The organism is Ectopseudomonas chengduensis, from assembly GCF_900102635.1.
In the GTDB taxonomy this organism is placed as follows: domain Bacteria; phylum Pseudomonadota; class Gammaproteobacteria; order Pseudomonadales; family Pseudomonadaceae; genus Aquipseudomonas; species Aquipseudomonas chengduensis.
Genome location: NZ_FMZQ01000004.1, coordinates 1 through 18,993, shown reverse-complemented (window position 1 = coordinate 18,993; position 18,993 = coordinate 1). Strand labels below are relative to the sequence as shown.

Annotated in this window: 18 protein-coding genes; 8 read left to right on the top strand and 10 right to left on the bottom strand. The window is 59.8% G+C overall.

The features are described from left to right. The first annotated feature begins 186 nt into the window (after positions 1-186). Positions 187-540: a 5-carboxymethyl-2-hydroxymuconate Delta-isomerase gene (locus BLS08_RS08335; RefSeq protein ID WP_017677893.1), complete on the top strand. Its 354-nt coding sequence runs from the start codon at positions 187-189 to the stop codon at positions 538-540. On the opposite strand, the gene soxR is transcribed toward BLS08_RS08335, so the two are convergent. After that, positions 537-995 (bottom strand): redox-sensitive transcriptional activator SoxR, encoded by a 459-nt coding sequence (gene soxR / locus BLS08_RS08330; RefSeq protein ID WP_017677892.1) that lies wholly within the window; start codon positions 993-995, stop codon positions 537-539. The genes BLS08_RS08335 and soxR overlap by 4 nt on opposite strands. Before the next feature lie 77 nt (positions 996-1,072). On the opposite strand from soxR, the gene BLS08_RS08325 reads away from it, so the two are divergent. Continuing rightward, entirely contained in the window at positions 1,073-1,651 is a 579-nt protein-coding gene (locus BLS08_RS08325; RefSeq protein ID WP_017677891.1) for an NADPH-dependent FMN reductase, read from the top strand. Positions 1,652-1,901: 250 nt separating this feature from the next. Here the strand turns inward: BLS08_RS08325 and gcvT are convergent, their stop codons facing one another. From gcvT to gcvH, 4 genes are all read right to left on the bottom strand, one after another. Further along, entirely contained in the window at positions 1,902-3,026 is a 1,125-nt protein-coding gene (gene gcvT / locus BLS08_RS08320; RefSeq protein WP_017677890.1) for a glycine cleavage system aminomethyltransferase GcvT, read from the bottom strand. A gap of 69 nt (positions 3,027-3,095) precedes the next feature. After that, on the bottom strand, positions 3,096-4,349 hold the full coding sequence (gene glyA / locus BLS08_RS08315; RefSeq protein ID WP_017677889.1) for a serine hydroxymethyltransferase: 1,254 nt from the start codon (positions 4,347-4,349) through the stop codon (positions 3,096-3,098). Between the two features lie 147 nt (positions 4,350-4,496). Then, on the bottom strand, positions 4,497-7,349 hold the full coding sequence (gcvP, locus tag BLS08_RS08310; protein WP_017677888.1) for an aminomethyl-transferring glycine dehydrogenase: 2,853 nt from the start codon (positions 7,347-7,349) through the stop codon (positions 4,497-4,499). Positions 7,350-7,358: 9 nt separating this feature from the next. Continuing rightward, complete coding sequence (gcvH, locus tag BLS08_RS08305) at positions 7,359-7,742, bottom strand: glycine cleavage system protein GcvH (protein ID WP_017361715.1); 384 nt, start codon at positions 7,740-7,742, stop codon at positions 7,359-7,361. Positions 7,743-8,076: 334 nt separating this feature from the next. Between gcvH and sodC the strand changes: the two genes are divergently transcribed. Further along, a complete protein-coding gene (sodC, locus tag BLS08_RS08300; RefSeq protein ID WP_017677887.1) occupies positions 8,077-8,628 on the top strand; it encodes a superoxide dismutase family protein in 552 nt (183 codons plus the stop codon). Positions 8,629-8,820: 192 nt separating this feature from the next. Here the strand turns inward: sodC and BLS08_RS08295 are convergent, their stop codons facing one another. Continuing rightward, complete coding sequence (locus tag BLS08_RS08295; RefSeq protein WP_017677886.1) at positions 8,821-10,341, bottom strand: sigma-54-dependent transcriptional regulator; 1,521 nt, start codon at positions 10,339-10,341, stop codon at positions 8,821-8,823. Between the two features lie 73 nt (positions 10,342-10,414). Between BLS08_RS08295 and BLS08_RS08290 the strand changes: the two genes are divergently transcribed. Further along, positions 10,415-10,612, top strand: coding sequence for a hypothetical protein (locus BLS08_RS08290; protein ID WP_017677885.1), 198 nt, complete (start codon positions 10,415-10,417; stop codon positions 10,610-10,612). 187 nt (positions 10,613-10,799) lie between these two features. Here the strand turns inward: BLS08_RS08290 and BLS08_RS08285 are convergent, their stop codons facing one another. The 4 genes from BLS08_RS08285 to BLS08_RS08270 all read right to left on the bottom strand — a co-directional run bounded on the left by BLS08_RS08285 (position 10,800) and on the right by BLS08_RS08270 (position 15,001). Next, complete coding sequence (locus BLS08_RS08285) at positions 10,800-11,498, bottom strand: endonuclease (RefSeq protein WP_017677884.1); 699 nt, start codon at positions 11,496-11,498, stop codon at positions 10,800-10,802. A 111-nt stretch (positions 11,499-11,609) separates the two neighbouring features. Next, positions 11,610-13,061, bottom strand: a complete 1,452-nt coding sequence (locus tag BLS08_RS08280; RefSeq protein ID WP_017677883.1) for a high affinity choline transporter 1 — start codon at positions 13,059-13,061, stop codon at positions 11,610-11,612. A 427-nt stretch (positions 13,062-13,488) separates the two neighbouring features. Next, positions 13,489-14,622: a mechanosensitive ion channel family protein gene (locus BLS08_RS08275; protein WP_017677882.1), complete on the bottom strand. Its 1,134-nt coding sequence runs from the start codon at positions 14,620-14,622 to the stop codon at positions 13,489-13,491. Positions 14,623-14,773: 151 nt separating this feature from the next. Beyond that, positions 14,774-15,001 carry a hypothetical protein gene (locus BLS08_RS08270; protein ID WP_017677881.1) on the bottom strand — a complete coding sequence of 76 codons (228 nt, stop codon included), beginning with the start codon at positions 14,999-15,001 and terminating at the stop codon, positions 14,774-14,776. Between the two features lie 87 nt (positions 15,002-15,088). Between BLS08_RS08270 and BLS08_RS08265 the strand changes: the two genes are divergently transcribed. From BLS08_RS08265 to BLS08_RS08250, 4 genes are all read left to right on the top strand, one after another. Next, the gene (locus BLS08_RS08265; protein ID WP_169886838.1) at positions 15,089-15,631 is read left to right on the top strand and encodes a hypothetical protein; all 543 of its coding nucleotides are present in this window, start codon (positions 15,089-15,091) and stop codon (positions 15,629-15,631) included. 374 nt (positions 15,632-16,005) lie between these two features. Then, positions 16,006-16,371 (top strand): hypothetical protein, encoded by a 366-nt coding sequence (locus BLS08_RS08260; RefSeq protein ID WP_017677879.1) that lies wholly within the window; start codon positions 16,006-16,008, stop codon positions 16,369-16,371. Between the two features lie 362 nt (positions 16,372-16,733). Beyond that, complete coding sequence (locus BLS08_RS08255; RefSeq protein WP_017677878.1) at positions 16,734-17,576, top strand: putative phage abortive infection protein; 843 nt, start codon at positions 16,734-16,736, stop codon at positions 17,574-17,576. Between the two features lie 116 nt (positions 17,577-17,692). Then, entirely contained in the window at positions 17,693-18,757 is a 1,065-nt protein-coding gene (locus BLS08_RS08250) for a hypothetical protein (protein ID WP_208600919.1), read from the top strand. Positions 18,758-18,993 lie beyond the last annotated feature (236 nt).

Below are 18,993 nucleotides of genomic sequence, written 5' to 3'. Positions count from 1 at the left end.
ACAGCCTTTTTATCGCTTGTCAACGCATTGCTAGACGAAAGTCTGAGTAGGTTTTCCCCATGTAACGGCGCTATTGGCGATGTTGCAGGCTTGCAACGCGGTTCTGCGCAGAGCTGGTAAACCAACTGGTATCGAATTTGTTGTGTGATAACGTATGACAAATTCACTTACATCAAGGGTTTATCCATGCCGCATTGCCTGATCGAAGCCGCCCGCGAGGTGAGTGAGCTGATCGCGCCGCAGGAGCTGGTGCAGCTGGTGCATGACCAGGCGGCTGACACGGGACTGTTCCAGCCCGGTGAGATCAAGGTGCGCCTGAGCCTGTACGAGCACCACTGCGTGGGTGGCGAGCCGGGGCTGTTCGTGCACCTGATCTTCTACGTGCTGGCCGGTCGCAGCGATGACGACAAGCGGGCGCTGTCGCGGCGCGTCGTGCGTGCACTGGTCGAGCGTCTGCCGCAGGTGCCGGCGATCTCTCTGGACATGCGTGACATCTGCCGCGAGGTGTTCAGCAACAGACGCAACTGCCTGGACGATTAATCAGTCTCCAGTAAACGCGCCCCGGCGCCCTGTTCGCCGAGTTCGTCCCTGGGGTTGCGCAGTGGGCAGTCCTGCATCGACAGGCAACCGCAACCGATGCAGCCGGTGAGCTGGTCGCGTAGCCGCGTCAGCTGCTCGATGCGCGCATCCAGATCGCGCTGCCATTGCGCCGACAGTTGTTGCCAGTCCGCTGCCGTCGGCATGTGATCGCAGGGCAGTGTGCTCAGTGCCACACCGATATCGGCCAGAGGAATACCCAGGCGCTGTGCCACCTTGATGATCGCCACGCGGCGCAGCACATCGCGTCGATAACGTCGCTGATTACCGGCATTGCGCTGGCTGTGGATCAGCCCTTTGGTCTCGTAGAAATGCAGCGTGGAAACCGCCACGCCGCTGCGTTCGGCGATCTGACCGACGCTCAGCGGGCGTTCGTGGATAGAGCGTGACGTCGTCATGAAAAATCCTGTTGACCTCAAGTTAAGTTGAGGTTTTACCCTCGCTGGCCTTGATAGACAACAGCGAGGGCAATTCCATGCAGGACCGCATCCGATTGGTACTGATCTACGGCAGCGTGCGAGAAGAGCGCTTCTGCGACCAGGTGGTGGCCTGGGCGCGTGAGCAGATCGAGCAGCGCAGCGAATTCGAGCTGAGCCTGGTCGATCCGGCCGTGATGTTTCGCCAGCCCGGCGAGGCGCAGGAGCTCGCCGAGCGCCGGCATCAATCGCTGCAGCAGTTGCTGCGCGCCGATGCCTTTCTGATCGTTACGCCGGAGTACAACCACGGCTATCCGGCGGCGCTCAAGCAGTTCATCGACGAGGTACCGGCATCCTGGGAAGCGCGGCCGGTGGGGTTCGTCAGTTATGGCGGGGTATCCGGCGGATTGCGCGCGGTGGAGCAACTGCGCCAGGTGCTGGCAGAGCTGCATGCGATGACGGTGCGTGGCTCGGTGAGCTTCACCAATGCCTGGGAGCAGTTCGATGAGCAGGGCCGCCTGAGCGAGCCGCGACGCGCCAATTCGGCGCTGGCGCATACGCTGGTGCAGCTGAACTGGTGGGCGCAGACGTTGCGCGCCGGGCGCGAACGGGTGCCCTATGAGCGGATCAGGGGGTAGAAACGACGTAGCCCGGATGCAATCCGGGAGCTTTTGAGGGCATCCGCGTATTGCATCCGGGCTACGGAGTAGTCATCTGTAGGGCGGGTGCAACCCGCCAGGGCTATGTGGCGGGTTTCACCCGCCCTACGAACTACGGAGCAGAGGACACGCGATGAGTGTAGGAGCCTCGCCCCGAGGCGAAGCTTTTGCGTCTTTCGACGCATTCACCGCGAGGCGCGGCTCCTACAGAGCAGGGCTACGTTGCCGATCAGCCGCGGTAGTAGCGCTGCGGCACGAACGGGGTCTTGGCGACTTTCATCGCCACGCGCTTGCCGCGCACCACGGCCCAGACGTCGCTGTCGATGGCGGTGTGGCTGGCGTTGACGTAACCCATGGCCACCGGTGCGCCGAGGGTCGGGCCGAAGCCGCCGCTGCATACCTGGCCGATCACGGTGCCGTCGGCATCGACGATTTCCGCGCCTTCACGCACCGGTACGCGCTCCTGCGGCAGCAGGCCGACGCGCTTGCGCGCCACGCCTTTCTGCTGCTGCTCGAATACGCGCTCGGCGCCCGGGAAGTTGCCGGCGCGCTCGCCATCGGCACGACGCACCTTGGAGATGGCCCACAGCAGGCTGGCCTCGATCGGCGTGGTGGCGCTGCTCATGTCGTGGCCGTACAGGCACAGGCCGGCTTCCAGGCGCAGCGAGTCACGCGCCCCCAGGCCGATGGCCTCGACTTCCACTTCGGCCAGCAGGCTGCGTGCCAGGGCTTCGGCCTGGTCGACGGCGACGGAAATCTCGAAACCGTCTTCGCCGGTGTAGCCGCTGCGGCTGACGATGCACTCGCTGCCCAGCAGGCGCACGCGGGCCACCTGCATGAAGGTCATCTTGCTCACTTCCGGCGCCAGGCGGGCCAGCACGTCGACCGCTTTCGGGCCTTGCAGGGCGAGCAGGGCGCGCTCCTCGAACAGGCACTCGATCTGGCACTGCTCGCCGATGTGCTTCTTCAGATGCGCCAGGTCCTGATCCTTGCAGGCGGCGTTGACCACCAGGTACAGGGTGTCGTCACCCAGGTTGGCGACCATCAGGTCATCAAGGATGCCGCCCTGGGCGTCGGTGAACATGGCGTAGCGCTGCGTGCCCACCGGTAGGTCGATGATGTCCACCGGCACCAGGGTTTCCAGGGCGCGCGCGGCGTTCTCGCCACGCAGCAGGATCTGGCCCATGTGCGAGACGTCGAACAGGCCGGCGGCGTCGCGGGTGTGCAGGTGCTCCTTCATCACGCCCAGCGGGTACTGCACGGGCATGTCATAGCCGGCGAAGGGCACCATGCGCGCGCCGAGTTCGAGGTGCAGGGCGTGCAGCGGAGTCTTGGCGAGAGTTTCAGTGGTCATGTCGATTTCCTGTTGGGTGCGTCGCGCGCACCGGTTGGGGCCGCCGTGCGGCCCGTGGTCAGTCGGGTATCAGTCAGCGTAGACCGGGTAGGTGGCGCACAGGTCGGCGACCTGGCCGCGCACGCGCTCGATCACGGCCGGGTTTTCCAGGTCGTCGAGGATGTCGCAGATCCAGCCGGCGAGGGTGCGGCATTCGCCTTCCTTGAAGCCGCGAGTGGTCACCGCCGGGGTGCCGATACGGATGCCGGAGGTGACGAACGGCGACTGCGGGTCGTTCGGCACGGCGTTCTTGTTCACGGTGATGTGAGCATCGCCCAGCGCCGCGTCGGCCGCCTTGCCGGTCAGGCCCTGCTTGACCAGACTGATCAGCATCAGGTGGTTGTCGGTGCCGCCGGAAACCACGTCATAGCCGCGCTCGACGAACACCGCTGCCATGGCGCGGGCGTTGTCGATCACTTGCTGCTGGTAGGCCTTGAAGCCCGGCTCCAGTGCTTCCTTGAAGCACACCGCCTTGGCCGCGATCACGTGCATCAGCGGGCCGCCCTGGGCACCCGGGAATACGGCGGAGTTGAGCTTCTTCTCGATCTCTTCGTTCCTGCGCGCCAGGATCAGACCGCCACGCGGGCCGCGCAGGGTCTTGTGCGTGGTGGTGGTGACCACGTCGGCGAATGGCACCGGGTTGGGGTACAGACCGGCGGCCACGAGCCCCGCCACATGGGCCATATCGACGAACAGCAGAGCGCCCACCTTGTCGGCGATGGCGCGGAAACGCGGGAAGTCCAGCACGCGCGAGTAGGCCGAGAAACCGGCGACGATCATCTTCGGCTTGTGCTCGATGGCCAGGCGCTCGACTTCGTCGTAATCGATCAGGCCGTTTTCGTCGATGCCGTACTGCACGGCGTTGTACAGCTTGCCCGAGGACGACACCTTGGCACCGTGAGTCAGGTGGCCGCCATGGGCCAGGCTCATGCCGAGAATGGTATCGCCGGCATTGAGCAGCGCGAGGTACACGGCGCTGTTGGCGGAGGAGCCGGAGTGCGGCTGCACGTTGGCGTAGTCGGCACCGAACAGTTGCTTGGCGCGCTCGATGGCCAGCGCCTCGACCTTGTCCACATGCTCGCAGCCACCGTAGTAGCGCTTGCCCGGATAGCCCTCGGCGTACTTGTTGGTCAGGCCGCTGCCTTGCGCCTGCATCACGCGCTGGCTGCAGTAGTTCTCCGAGGCGATCAGCTCGATATGGTCTTCCTGGCGCTGTTCTTCGGCCTGGATCGCCGCGAGCAGGGCGTCGTCATAGCCTTGCAGTTGGTCGTGCTTGCTGAACATGGTGAGGCCCTCTTTATCGTTTTTCTCGGGATGCAGTCGGCCCGCCCCGGTGAGGGGAGCCGAAAGAAACGGGTTGGATGTAGCCCGGATGCAATCCGGGAGCTTTTGACAGCTTCCCCGGATTTCATCCGGGCTACGGGGCGGCGCTTACGCGTCCTGATACGCCTCGATGGACGGGCAGGCGCAAACCAGGTTGCGGTCACCGTAGACGTTGTCCACGCGGCCAACCGGTGGCCAGTACTTGGCTTCGATCAGGGTCGCCAGCGGGTACACGGCCTGCTCGCGGCTATAGGCATGGTGCCATTCGCCAACCAGCTCCAGCGCGGTGTGCGGGGCGTTCTTCAGCGGGTTGTCGTCCTTGTCCAGACGGCCCTGCTCGACCGCGCGAATTTCCTCGCGGATGGCGATCATGGCGTCGCAGAAGCGATCCAGCTCTTCCTTGGACTCGCTCTCGGTCGGCTCGATCATCAGGGTGCCGGCCACCGGGAAGGACATGGTCGGGGCGTGGAAGCCGAAGTCGATCAGGCGCTTGGCCACGTCGTCGACGCTGATGCCGCTGCTGTCCTTGAGCGGACGGATGTCGAGGATGCACTCGTGCGCCACCAGGCCGCCTTCACCGGAGTACAGCACCGGGTAGTGCTCTTCCAGACGACGGGCGATGTAGTTGGCGTTGAGGATCGCCATCTGCGACGCACGCTTGAGGCCGTTGCCGCCCATCATGGTGATGTACATCCAGGTGATCGGCAGGATGCTGGCGCTGCCGAACGGCGCGGCGCTGACTGCACCTTCCTTGCGTGCCATGTGCGCATGGCCCGGCAGGAACGGTGCCAGGTGCGACTTGACGCCAATCGGGCCGACGCCCGGGCCGCCGCCGCCGTGCGGGATGCAGAAGGTCTTGTGCAGGTTCAGGTGCGAGACGTCGCCGCCGAACTGGCCTGGGGCGCAGAGGCCGACCATGGCGTTCATGTTCGCGCCGTCGATGTAAACCTGACCGCCGTTGTCGTGGATGATCTGGCAGATCTCGCGGATGCCTTCCTCGAACACACCGTGGGTGGACGGGTAGGTGATCATGATCGCAGCCAGGCGATCCTTGTGCTCTTCGGCCTTGGCCTTCAGGTCGGCGATGTCGACGTTGCCGCGTGCATCACAGGCGGTCACCACCACGCGCATACCGGCCATGGAGGCGGTTGCCGGGTTGGTGCCGTGGGCCGATTGCGGGATCAGGCAGATGTCGCGCTGATCGTCGCCACGGCTCAGGTGATAGGCACGGATGGCCAGCAGGCCGGCGTACTCGCCCTGGGAACCGGCGTTAGGCTGCAGCGACACGGCGTCGTAGCCGGTGGCGGCGCAGAGCATGGCTTCCAGCTCAGTGGTCAGCTGGGTGTAACCGGCAGCCTGTTCGACCGGAGCGAAGGGGTGCAGATTGCCGAACTCCGGCCAGGTCACCGGGATCATCTCGCTGGCGGCGTTGAGCTTCATGGTGCAGGAGCCCAGCGGGATCATGCTGCGATCCAGAGCCAGGTCCTTGTCGGCCAGCTTGCGCAGGTAGCGCATCAGCTCGGTTTCACTGTGGTAGCGGTTGAACACTTCATGCTGCAGGATCGCCGATTGGCGCAGCAGGCCTTGCGGCAGGCGGCTGGCGACTTGGGCGGCCAGATCGCTGACGGCAGGGGCGGCCTGGTCAGCAGCGAACAGGTTCAGCAGCGCCTCGACGGCGGCCTGGTCAGTGGTTTCGTCCAGCGACAGGCCCAGACGCTCGGCGTCGATCTCGCGCAGGTTGATACCGGCAGCACGGGCCTTGGAATGCAGCTCGGCGGTTTTGGCGCCGGTCTTGATGCTCAGGGTGTCGAAGAAGTGCTGCTGCTCGACGCTGTGGCCCAGCTTGGTCAGGCCCAGTGCGAGGATGGCGGTGAAGCTGTGTACGCGCTGAGCGATCTCGGTCAGGCCTTTCGGGCCGTGGTACACGGCGTACATGCTGGCGATGTTGGCCAGCAGCACCTGGGCGGTACAGATGTTACTGGTGGCCTTCTCGCGGCGGATGTGCTGCTCGCGGGTCTGCATGGCCAGGCGCAGGGCCGGCTTGCCGAAGCGGTCGACCGACATGCCGACCAGGCGGCCCGGCATGTCGCGCTTGAACGCGTCGCGGGTGGCAAAGTAGGCGGCGTGCGGGCCACCGAAGCCCAGCGGTACACCGAAGCGCTGGGCGCTGCCCAGGGCGACGTCGGCGCCGAACTCGCCCGGCGGGGTGAGCATGGTCAGGGCCAGCAGGTCGGCAGCCACGGCAACCAGGGCGTTGGCGGCGTGGAAACGCTCGACCAGGGCGCGGTAGTCGAAGATGTCGCCGTTGCTCGCCGGGTACTGCAGCAGGGCGCCGAAGTAGGCGCTGGCGTCAGTGATGGCGGCTTCGTCGCCGACTTCGATGTCGATGCCCAGCGGCTCGGCACGGGTGCGCAGTACGTCGAGGGTCTGCGGGTGGCAGTGCTGGGACACGAAGAAGGTGTTGGCAGCCTTGTTCTTCGACAGACGCTTGCAGAAGGTCATGGCTTCGGCAGCAGCGGTGGCTTCATCCAGCAGCGATGCGTTGGCGATCTGCATGCCGGTGAGGTCGCTGACCAGGGTCTGGAAGTTCAGCAGCGACTCCAGACGGCCCTGGGAAATCTCCGGTTGGTACGGGGTGTAGGCGGTGTACCAGGCCGGGTTTTCCAGCAGATTGCGCAGGATCGGGCTCGGCGTGTGGGTGCCGTAGTAACCCTGGCCGATGAAGTTCTTGAACTGCAGGTTCTTGGCGGCGATGGCCTTGATCTTGGCCAGGGCGTCGGCTTCCGACAGGCCCGGCTGCTCGCCGAGGATGCTGGTGCCCTTGATGCTCTCGGGGATCACGGCACCGGTCAGCGCATCGACCGAATCGTAGCCGAGCAGTTCGAGCATGGCGGCGGTGTCGGCATCGCGCGGGCCGATGTGGCGGGCGATGAATTCGTTCTGGGTATCGAGCTTGGTCATGGCGGTCACTCAGGCGTCGGCGTTGGCGTTCAACAGACGATCATAGCCGGCCTTGTCCAGCAGGTCGGCCAGCACGGCGTTGTCGGCCAGGCGCATGCGGAAGAACCAGGCCTTGTCCAGCGGCGACTCGTTGACCAGTTCCGGGCTGCCTTCCAGGTCGGCGTTGATTTCGACGATCTCGCCATCCAGCGGCATGACGATGTTGCTGGCGGCCTTCACCGACTCCAGCACGGCCACTTCCTCGCCCTGAGCGTAGGACTTGGCTTCCGGCAGTTGCACATACACCACGTCGCCGAGCGCGTCCTGGGCGTAATGGGTGATGCCGACGGTAACCAGACCATCGTTGTCCAGACGCAGCCATTCGTGATCGGCGGTGAAACGCAACTCGCTCATGTCAATTCCTCAGGGGGGTAATGGTGTCCGCTTCTAGGTGGCGGGCAGGTTTTGGGAGCGTTTGCAATGCCGGTGCCAAAGTAAAAATATTCAATAAAATCAAATACTTAATTATATTTTTTGGGGTTGTATACAGTCCTCTGGAACGATATCGCTACGAAATCGGGCGTCGCAAATGGAAAAGTCGAAGTCGCACCAGTCGCCGCGCGGCTTTCACTTGGTCGTTGCTTAATCGTTACGGTGTAATGATATCGATACGGCATCTAGCTGGAACCGCTCAAGGGCATTGGGGTCGGTAACTGGGAGGCTTTATAAACAAGGAGATAGATCAACCATGAGACCCCTGATTCCCCTGGCATTCGCACTGCTCGGCGCCACCAGCCTGCAGGCTAGCGAGACAGTCACCGTGACCCTCGAACAGGCCACCGAAAACGGCACAGGCGCGCCTGTCGGCAGCGTGACCATCAGCCAGTCGCCCTATGGGCTGGTGTTCACCCCCGATCTACAGGGACTGGAACCGGGCGTGCATGGCTTTCATGTGCATACCGAGGCCAACTGCAATGCAGCCGAAGTGGACGGCAAGCTGACACCAGCCGGCGCAGCAGGCGGCCACTGGGACCCGCAGAACGCCGGCCGCCATGGCTTCCCCTGGGAAGACAACGCCCACCTGGGCGACCTGCCGGCGCTGCTGGTGACCGAGAATGGCAGCGCCAGCCAGCCGGTGCTGGCGCCGCGACTCAAGAGCCTGCAAGACCTGCACAACCGTTCGCTGATGATCCACGCCGGCGGCGACAATCACGCTGACCACCCGCAACCTCTGGGCGGCGGCGGTGCGCGTGTAGCCTGCGGGGTGATCAAAGTGCCGACCAGCACCACGCCGATCTGATTCAGAACCTGGAACCGTAGGGTGGGTTAGCGGCGCTGATCGATGAGCGATCTGGCAGCGAGGTCGTGGTGCGCCGCGTAACCCACCGGGCGATCTTTCGCGTTGCGCCGATGGTGGGTTACGGCGCGTCTAAATCTGCGGTGTTATCAAGGCTCAAAACAGGCACCTAACCCACCCTACGGAAGCGAGTGCTCAGTGCTTGCCCGGTATGCCGTACTTGCGCAGGCGTTTGGCGATGGCGGTGTGCGAGGTGCCCAGGCGTGCAGCCAGTTGGCGGCTGGAAGGGTGGCTGTCGTAGAGCTTTTCCAGCAGCGCCTTCTCGTACTCGTCCATGGCCTGTTCCAGGCTGGCAACTTCCCCTTCCACCCTCGGCGCCACTTCGGTGCCGGCGATATCCAGGTCGTCCATCTCCACCCAGTTGCTGTCGCAGATCGCGGCCGCGCGGAAGATCACGTTCTGCAACTGGCGCACGTTACCCGGCCAGCGCCCGGCCAGCAGCGCCGGGAAGGTTGCCGGCGCCAGGCGGCAGGGCAGGCGCTGGATCTGCGCGCAGGCCTGGGCCATGAAGTGCTGGGCCAGCAGCAGGATGTCCTGGCCGCGCTCGCGCAGCGGCGGCACTTCCAGGTTGAGTACGTTGAGGCGGTAGAACAGGTCTTCGCGGAAGCTGCCTTCGGCGACCATCTTTTCCAGGTCACGGTGGGTGGCGCTGAGGATGCGCACGTCCACCTTCACCTCGCGGTCGCCACCGACGCGGCGGAAGCTGCCATCGCTAAGAAAGCGCAGCAGCTTGGCCTGCAGATAGGGCGACATCTCGCCAATTTCGTCGAGAAACACCGTGCCCTGGTTGGCCAGCTCCAGCAGCCCCGGCTTGCCGCCGCGCTGGGCGCCGGTGAAGGCGCCGGGGGCGTAGCCGAACAGCTCGCTCTCGGCCAGGTTCTCTGGCAGGGCGGCGCAGTTAAGCGCCAGGAACGGCGCGGTGCGACGCACACTGACGGTGTGGCAGGCGCGTGCCACCAGCTCCTTGCCGGTGCCGGTTTCACCGTGGATCAGCAGCGGCGCATCGAGCGACGCCACCCGCAGGGCGCGGGCCTTGAGCGCACGGATGGGTGCCGACTCGCCAAGCAGTGAATCGAAGCCCTCGGCATGATCGTGATGCAGCGCAGCCAGGCGCTGACCCATGCGGCTCGGGGCATACAGGGTCAGCAGGCCACCGGTCAGTCGACCGTCTTCGGTGATCGGTTGGGCATCGAGCAGCAGCGGTTGGCCGGCGAAATGCACCTCGCGCAGCGGCTGATGAAAACCGGCGGCGAGCAGCGATTGCTGCAGCGCGTCATCGGTGAACAGCGCGGCGATGCTCAGGCCTTCGGGCGGGCGGCTGCACATGTCCACCAGCGCTGGGTTGGCCAGCAGCACGGTGGCGCGGTCATCGACCGCCAGCACCGGGTCGGGCATGGCCGCGAGCAGCGCATCGAGCTGCAGGCGGCGACGCTGGCCGGGCAGAATGTCCACCACCTCGACGCTCTGCACACCGTGCACCTGCAGCAGCGCGCCGCGCAGCTCCTCGAGCACGGCGGCGCTCAAGGTCGGTGCGTCGATATAGACGTTTGGCGGTACCATCTCCACCGCATCGAGGTTCAGATTACGCCCGCCAAGCAGCGCCAGGACTTCCTGGGTGATGCCGACGCGGTCGATGAAGCTGACGTGGATGCGCATTGATGACGGTCGAAATGGGCGAACAGGCGGCGATTATGCCTGCTCTGCTCGATATGAGGAAAAGGGCAACACCGTGAGCACAGAAAAACCGAGCCGCGCCGCCTACCACCGCGAGCACCAGGCCCGCGCCGAAGCCGAGGCCCAGCGCCTGTTGGCGCGCAAGGCCGAGCTGCAGGGGCGCTGGCTGCCCTGGGTGGCGCAGGAGCTGTACCAGCTAAACCCGCCGGAATTCGCCAACATGGTGCGGCGCGAGTTGCAGCGCTTTTCGTAGGCCGGATGCAATCCGGGGACTGTTTGAAACAGGTCAAAGCTGTCGCGGCTAAAGCCCCTCCCACAAGTCTCCCGCATCTGTGGGAGGGGCTTTAGCCGCGACCCGTAGGGTGCGCTGCGCGCACCAGCCTTACTGCCGTTGGTGCGCACGGCCTAGGCGGCCCCGCGACACCCTACGTGAAGCCGTCCTACGCCCGCTTGCGCGCACAGCGGCTCATATCCACCTTCCCCACATAGGGGTTGCCCCAGCCCATCACGCAAGCCACCTGCTGGTTGCGCTGCTGCTCCCAGACCTTGGGCGGGTAGGCCTTGCTCCAGGCTTCGTAGAGCTGCCGGTCCTGTTTCGACAGGCGCAGCTTGTAGCGGTCGGACATATAGAAATAGGTGCGCGCGATCATCCCGCGGATGGCCGGGCGCGGCATCACCTTGCGCGCCTTGAAGTCCACCACCGTCTCGCAACGCCCGTACTGATGCGGTTTCTGCGGCAGCCAGGCGAAGCTGTAGTTGCTGCGATCACCATTCACCTCGCCGATGCTCGGCACCAGGTTGTGCAGGTCGGCCTCGGCCCTGCGGAACTGCACATCGTTGGCCGCGCAGTTATTGCGGCCGCCTTTCTGCCAGCACTGGCGCTGATGGCCGATCACCCAGGCCGGGACGATATGTTCCCACTCGATGCGCTGGGCGCGATTGGCGTTTTTGCGTGGCGTGTAACCACAGGAGCGCAGATCGACCCGATTGCCGCTGTACTTGCAGCCGCAATAGAACTCGGTGGATTGCTGCTCATACAGCGGCCAGGCCAGGCGCTTGGCCTCGGCGAAAGTGGCGGGTGCGGCGTGCAGGGAAAGGGCTGTGAAACAGCAGAGCAGGGGCAGTAGACGTCGAATCATGGGGCGGCAGGGTAGCCGTCACTGCCACCCTTGTGAAGCAGGAAAATTAAGGTTTTTCAAAGGCTTATATGATGGCAAAGCGCCCTCCTCGAACGAGGAGGGCACATGCTTTCAGGCGTTGGCCGAGGCGGTGATGGCTTGTACGCTGTCGCCGCGGTGACGGCTGAACTGTGGCAGCAGTGAGCCGATCAGCATGCCCGCCAGGCTGATCAACAGACCGGCCAGCTGCGGTGGCCAGAAGTCGGTCTCCTGATAGGTCAGCTCCAGAGCGATCCAGCTCGACAGGCCAAGGATGATGGCCAGCAGCGCACCTTGGGTGGTCGCACGTTTCCAGAACAGGCCGGCGAACAGCGGCACCACGGCGGCTACCAGGGTCACCTTGTAAGCATTGCCGACCATCTCGTAGATGCTCGCCGTCGAGTTCAGGGCGAAGATCGACGTGGCGATTGTCATCGCCACCACGCTCACGCGCATGGCCAGCAGGAACTGGCGGTCACTCATCACTGGCACGAAGTTCTTCAGGATGTTCTCGGTGAAGGTCACCGACGGTGCCAGCAGGGTGCCAGAGGCAGTGGACATGATCGCCGACAGCAGCGCACCGAAGAACATCACCTGGGCGAACAGCGGAGTGCGCTCCATGATCAGGTGCGGCAGGATCATCTGCGCGTCCTCGGCCAGCCACTTCTGCACCATCGCCGGGTCGATCAGCGAGGCCGCGTAGGTGAGGAAGATCGGCAGCATGCAAAACGACAGATAGAACACCGCGCCTGCCATCGAGGCGCGCGCGGCGATGTTCTCGGTCTTGGCCGACATCACGCGGGCGTACACGTCCTGCTGCGGAATGGAACCGAGCATCAGTGTCACCGCCGCCGCGATGAAGGCGACGATATCCCGTGGCTCGAAGGCATGCATGAAGGTGAACTTGCCTTCGGCCGCTGCGTGGCTGATCACCACGTCGGCGCCGCCGGCCATGTCACCAATCAGCCAAGTCAGGTAGCACAGGCCGGCGACGATGATGATCATCTGCATGAAGTCGGTCAGCGCTACCGACCACATGCCACCGAACAGGGTATACAGCAGCACGATGGCAGTGCCGATCAGCATGCCCTGGGTGGTGGTGATCGAGCCATCCGAGAGCACGTTGAACACCACGCCAAGCGCTGTCAGCTGCGCGGCCACCCAGCCCAGGTAGGAGCCGATGATCACCAGGCTGGTGAGTATCTCCACCTGCGGGCCGTAGCGCTTGCGGAAGAAGTCGCCGATGGTCAGCAGGTTCATGCGGTACAGCGGCCGGGCGAAGATCAGGCCCACCAACATCAGGCAACCGAAGGAGCCGAACGGGTCCTCGATGATGCCGGCGAAACCTTCCTCGATGAAGGTGGCCGGGATACCCAGCACCGCTTCTGAGCCGAACCAGGTCGCGAAGACCATGGCTGCGACCAGGGGGAAGGACATGCTCCTGCCGCCGGCGGCGAAATCCTTGGAGTTTTTGACGCGAGTGGATGCATAGACGCCGACACCGACGGTGAACAGCAGGTAGATCGCAACAAACCAGATCAGCATTGGATGAATACCAGTGGCTCGCCCGTCGTCCGGCGTGGGCAGTGCCCGCTAGGCCGCCTGGACAGACAGCATTATTGTTTTCATGGCGCGTCCCAGCTGGCGCGCGATCCCCCTCAGGCGCTCGCCGTGCCGGGTTCGCGGCCACCTGCCGCAACGGGCGAGCAGTCTGCCAAAGCCGTAAAATATGTCAAACAGATAAAGGCTTGTTCAGCGGAAAAAACGATAAACGATAGGCCTGTAAAGTGTTTAAGGCACCGGGATCAGGTGCTCCGAGGGTTTATGCTTATCGCTGTTGTGGATATTTTACGAATGTGCTTCATCGCCAGCTCCAATATTCGCTGCAATGCGTCAGGCGCTAACGGCGTTGTGTAAGAGGCGGGAGAGGCTCTTTTGTTCGCCTCGCCCCCTTGGCGTAACGACGGTTGTGCTAGCTGAAGCGTGGCAGGCGGCCATCGCTGGTGCTCTCGTTAGCCTCGGCCGGTTGCGGCAGGCCATCGACCTTGAGTACCGGCATCCTCTCGCCCACCAGGCGCAGATCCCGGCGGGGCAGGGCGAAGCGCACGTCCAGCTTGCGCAGGGCATCGAGCAGTTGCAGGTTGATCTCCTGCTGAATGTCCATGTACTGGTTGTAGTCCGAGGTCAGCACGATATACACCACCTCGAAGGTCAGCTGGCTTTCATCGAAGCCGAGAAAATGCGCGCGGTCGAAGCGGGCCTTGGGCGTGGCGCGGATGATATCGCCGACCTTCTCCGACACCTGACGCACCTTGGCGCTGGGCGTGTCGTAATTGATGCCGAACTTGAAGACGATACGGCGGGTATTCATGCGCTTGTAGTTGTGCACGATCTGCCGCAGCAGATCGGCGTTGGCGCACACCACTTGCTCACCGCTGAGGCTACGAATACGCGTGGTCTTCAGGCCGATATGCTCGATAGACCCGGCGACTTCGCCGAACACCACGAAATCACCGATCTCGAACGGCTTGTCGACGCCAATCGATAGCGAAGCGAACACATCGCTGAGCACCGTCTGCACTGCCAGCGCCACGGCGATACCGCCGACACCCAGGCTGGCCACCAGCGCGGTGATATCCACCCCCAGGTTGGCCAGGATCGACAGCAGCATCACCGACCACACCACGATCAGAATCATGATGCTGATGATGGTAGTCATCACCGGGTTGTAGCTGCCGCCGCTCTTGCCTATCACCAGGCTGCGCGACCACAGGCGCACGCCGGTATCGACCCACAACGCCACCTGCAGGGCCAGGGCGACGAACCAGGTATGGCTCAGCGCGCTTTGCCAGGCGAGCGGCAAGTCCGCCAGACGCAACGCCAACAGCAGGGAAAACGCCAACAACAGCACGCGGCTGGTGCGGCCGATGACCATGGCGATGAAGTGTGACCAACTGCTCTCCTGATCAGCCGACCCAGCCTTCAGGCGCTTGTGCAGGGTGTTCACCAGGGTACGCAGCACGCTGTAGATCAGCGCCGTGGCGACCAGGACAATCGCCACATTGAGCCAGACATCGCGTTCAAGCCAGATATTCCATTGTTCCATCGCCAGGGGCCTCCAGAAAAAAGACATATAGGGTTCTGGTGGCGTTGGGGAGCAGAAGTTCCGGGGAAATGGATGGCGCGCTGCTGAGTGCAGCGCTCATTCAGGTAGTGGGATTACACGAAGAGGGGGAGCGAGCGAAGGCATCGAAAGCTCACTGCTGTTTTATCGAAGCGCTGGATTTTTGTACGAGCTTCGCCAGAGGCTCCAACGACCAGAAAAACAGGAGCAGCATTGTGGTGGCGAGATGGCTCAGTGCTTCCGAAAACTCGCCACTCCACAGATAAAGCGCGAATAGGCAGCCGCTGTAGAGAGTGGCTGCCAGCAGGATCAGTCGGCACAGCTGGATGCTGCGTTTTGTGAAGAACTTGTGGTTGTTCATTGAGGAATTCCTTTTCGCGGCGTGAAGAAACTGGCGCGAGGATACTGTGATGGCTGGCGGTAATCGAACCCTTTCCGGCCCCTCGCTGTGATCCGCAACGCCCGGCTTTACTGGCCTTGCAGCCCATCAGCTACAGCATTTTTCCGCTATCCCTTGCAGTGCTTTCGACACTTTTTCGACACAGCTGCTAGACATGTTTTGCCGCTATGTCTAGCTTCCGAGCATCAGCCTGTCGTTTTTGCGACGGCAATTTTTCAGGCTCAGGCAGTCATGTATCGCATACCCCAAGATCTAGACTTATCAGGGATTATTGGTGAGTTCACAACGCAAGTATTGGTTGGTCAGTTCGACATTCAATTTCGTTTTGGAAAATACCATTTTGCGATTCAGTCAGATATTCATCTTATTCGGCACGGTGAGGTCATAGGGGTTTGGCAGTCGGGTGCTTGGCCACCACAGCAGTTTTTTGAAGTTATGAACGTTAACGTGGTTGCATGCCAAATGCCGGATGAAAGAAAAGTGGTTATCCATCTGGAAAATGGCATGGAAATTCATCTTCGTGATGATTCAAATAAATTCGAATGCATGCAGATTTATGTCGATGGAGAACAGAGTCCTTACATAATATAAGTGCATCGTTTAGCTAAGACTTTCTGGACATTAAATCTATCCTTTTTAGGTAAATGGAAACGCCCCAATGCCTCGGTACACTGGTGGGCCATATCGCTTTAGAACGTGGCTGAGAGGTTATCTGCCCTGGATGTTAATTGATTGGGGTGTTGCCGCTAAAGGCTCCGATTGCGAGCAAGCCGGAGGCTCTCATGAGTGGTACAACATCAATGGTAAGGAAAGTGGATGCTATCACTGCCAAGTCATATGTGAGGGGCAGCTTTGGCGTCTAGATGACCGGCAGTCACTCGGTTAAAGGTCTAAATTTTTATAAATATTTTTCTACTCTTACACTCAGGATAAGCATGCGGCGTCCAACCTATTCTGCAGCACTCATGAACGATACCAAGTGGCGCGAAGTGCTGAGCCTGCTTAGGCGCTTAGGTATGAGTTTCGAAGTGGCTTACGTCTGGGATGAGCGGTTCAGGGCGCCATTTTCAGTCATGGATATGAGTCTTAGGGACTCCCATGTTGCTGATCCCGGCCTAGGTGGCGGCCCAACCGAGTATCGGGATATCTTCTCTATCCGTATCCCCCGTACCTTACCGTCGCGCAACCCCAGAACAGGTGAAGTGCAGCAAACCATTGAGAACAGCGACCGCTTCCTAGTGGAAGCCACCAAGTTAGGTCGGCTCCCTCTTAGAGAGGAGGGTGGCTTCATCTATCTTGATGGCTATAGTCACCGTGTTGAAATGCGGTAAGGGCTTGGTTCATTGTGGCGGGGGTATTTGAACCCTTTCCGCCCCCTCGCTGTGATCCGCAAAGCCCGGCTTTACTGGCCTTGGAGCTCAGCAGCTACAGCATTTTTCCGCTATCTCTTGCAGTGTTTTCGACACTTTTTCGACACAGCTCCTAGACATGTCTTGCTGCTATAGATAGCTTCAGGCCATCAGTCTCTCGGTGTCTCGTGTTTTCAGCCTAAAAATGACGTGTCTGTTACCTTTGACTCGTTAAATATCGAATGGCTGCTTACGCTCACAGTAAATCAGCCAACCTCGCCGAGGGGCATGACGACATGTCGTCTAATTTATAGCTAGTAGAAATTAATTAAAGAGCTAGGGATATGGAAGTTAATAAAAAAGTATACAAGGCATTTCTCGATGTTGTTGACGGAAAAGACTCTCGAACAACAAAGGCCTTGTACCGCCTTTTTCTTGTTGCAGCAACAGCGGTTTTATTAGTGTTTTGTGTGAACTTGCTCTCTATCGGAAGAAGTTCTTTTGGTGAGTGGGGGGATTTCTTTGGTGGTGTGCTTAATCCAATATTAACTTTTCTCACCTTTATGGGGTTGTTGATAACAATCGTTATTCAGCAGACAGAGCTTAAAGAATCACGAAAAGAATTTAAGCGCTCGGCGGATGCTCTAGATGATCAAAGCAAAAGCTTAAAGAAGCAAAATTTTGAAAGCACTTTCTTTCAAATGTTATCTCTGCACAATGATATAGTTAACTCCATAGATCTTGTGGAGAAAGAGAGTGGAAATACAACAAAAGGCAGGGACTGCTTTAGGGTGTTTTACACAAGGCTTGCTCGACTTTACCGAGAGACAAAGAATAAAGGTAAAGGTAAATACCCGCCCGAAAGTATTGCTAAACTTTCCTATGCTTTATTTTGGAAGGGTCACCAGGCAGAGCTAGGGCATTACTTTAGGTATCTATACAACCTTATAAAATTTGTCGATGAGAGTGAATTCTCCGAAGGTCTTTACATAAAGCTAATAAGGGCCCAGTTGTCGGATCAGGAGCTTTTTCTTCTTTTCTATAATTCAATATCCGATCAAGGTCAGAAATTTCGAAATTACATCGAAAAGTATGCTTTATTCGATAATATGCCGGCGATAAGGATTCTTGATAAAGCGCATCTCAAGTTGTACCCCGAAAAAGCATACGGAGTGCCTGTCTCCTAGTAGGCGCTGCTTTGCGCTTGATTAGTTGGTGTGTTTTCGGAAAGGGATGTATTTATTTTCTTGATAAATAAATTTGTCCCCTTTTCTTAATTGTTTAGCTTTGAAATAGGGCTAAGATGAAATCGTCGACACTAAATACATTGATGGTTGCCAAGTCAATTTACGGTGAAACTAAATACTTAGTCAATTCAGGTGATAAGCATGCTTGCACTGCGGGATTAATCCTTCTACAGGACTTTGTTGAGCTTGTTGTTTTGGCAGCTTTAGATGAGCTAGATGTTGACGAGCAGAGAGCCCTAGAGTCTAAATCTTTTGACGAGTTGCTTGGTGAATTGAAAAAGCAAAAGGTTCCGATCATAAAGTCTGGAACTATTAAGGCGCTAAATAAGCAAAGGGTGATTTCTAAGCATTATGGACAATTGGCAGAGCCCGCTTCAGTTGTAAATTACTTTAATGTTGCAGTGGATTTCGTCGATGCGCTGCTAAAAAGCGTTATTGGTTTAAAGTTGAATGAAGTGTTTCTTGCAGATATTTTAAAAGATGGGGCCGTCAAGGAGTTAGTTAAGGAGTCTATATCTCTCGCCGCGCAAGAGGAGTATCTCGATGCTCTTGTTGGGCTGCGTAAGGCATTTTTTATTTCATACGAATGCGATTACTGCATTTATGCATATCGACATCGAGATGAAAATGAAAATGGTCTTAGTGGCATACTTGGCTTAGGTCTATTAGGAGGGGGGAAAGCTCACTACTGGACAAAAAATAAGCAGTGGATCGATAGGAATGTAAATAAGCCAGTTGATTATGTGCAAATTAATCATGATCAATTAAAAACTGACTGTATGGAAATGGGAGTCAGTACTGTAGATGTCGAGAACTTTCGACGACTTACTCCGGAGGTTGTTAGGACTGAAAGCAATCAATGGCATTTTGAGTATTCGAGTTTATTTGCTGCCAACGAGCTGAATATTGAAAATTTCAATTACTGTTTGGATTTCCTTGTTGATTTTTTAATTAAAAAGCAGGAGATGGACTCACGTAGAAGATATCCTAAGAGAGATAGAACTATACCCAATGTCATCAACCTAAGCTGCAGCCCTGCCCAAGGCAAGCCCCCCGAAGCAGCCAGCCGCCATGGCCGTCGGGCGATGACCAGGCCTCTGCCGCTCAATCAGGCGGTCTAGCTGGGCTGGCGGTGATGTGATCATCGTCTGTTCCGGCTGTCTAGGCGAGATTTCTCGTTCTCCGGACGAGCCTATGCCGACCGCTTGTGGCCAGCTTTTTTGCACGGAGGTTGGGCGGTGGTGTTTCTTCAGCGCGTCGGTTTGTAGCCCTCACAACCTCGGCTGGCTGCGCGTTTGCGTTGGCGCGCAAAGCTACGGCCTGAGCGTACGGCACTGAGGCTTTTAGCCATCAAGGC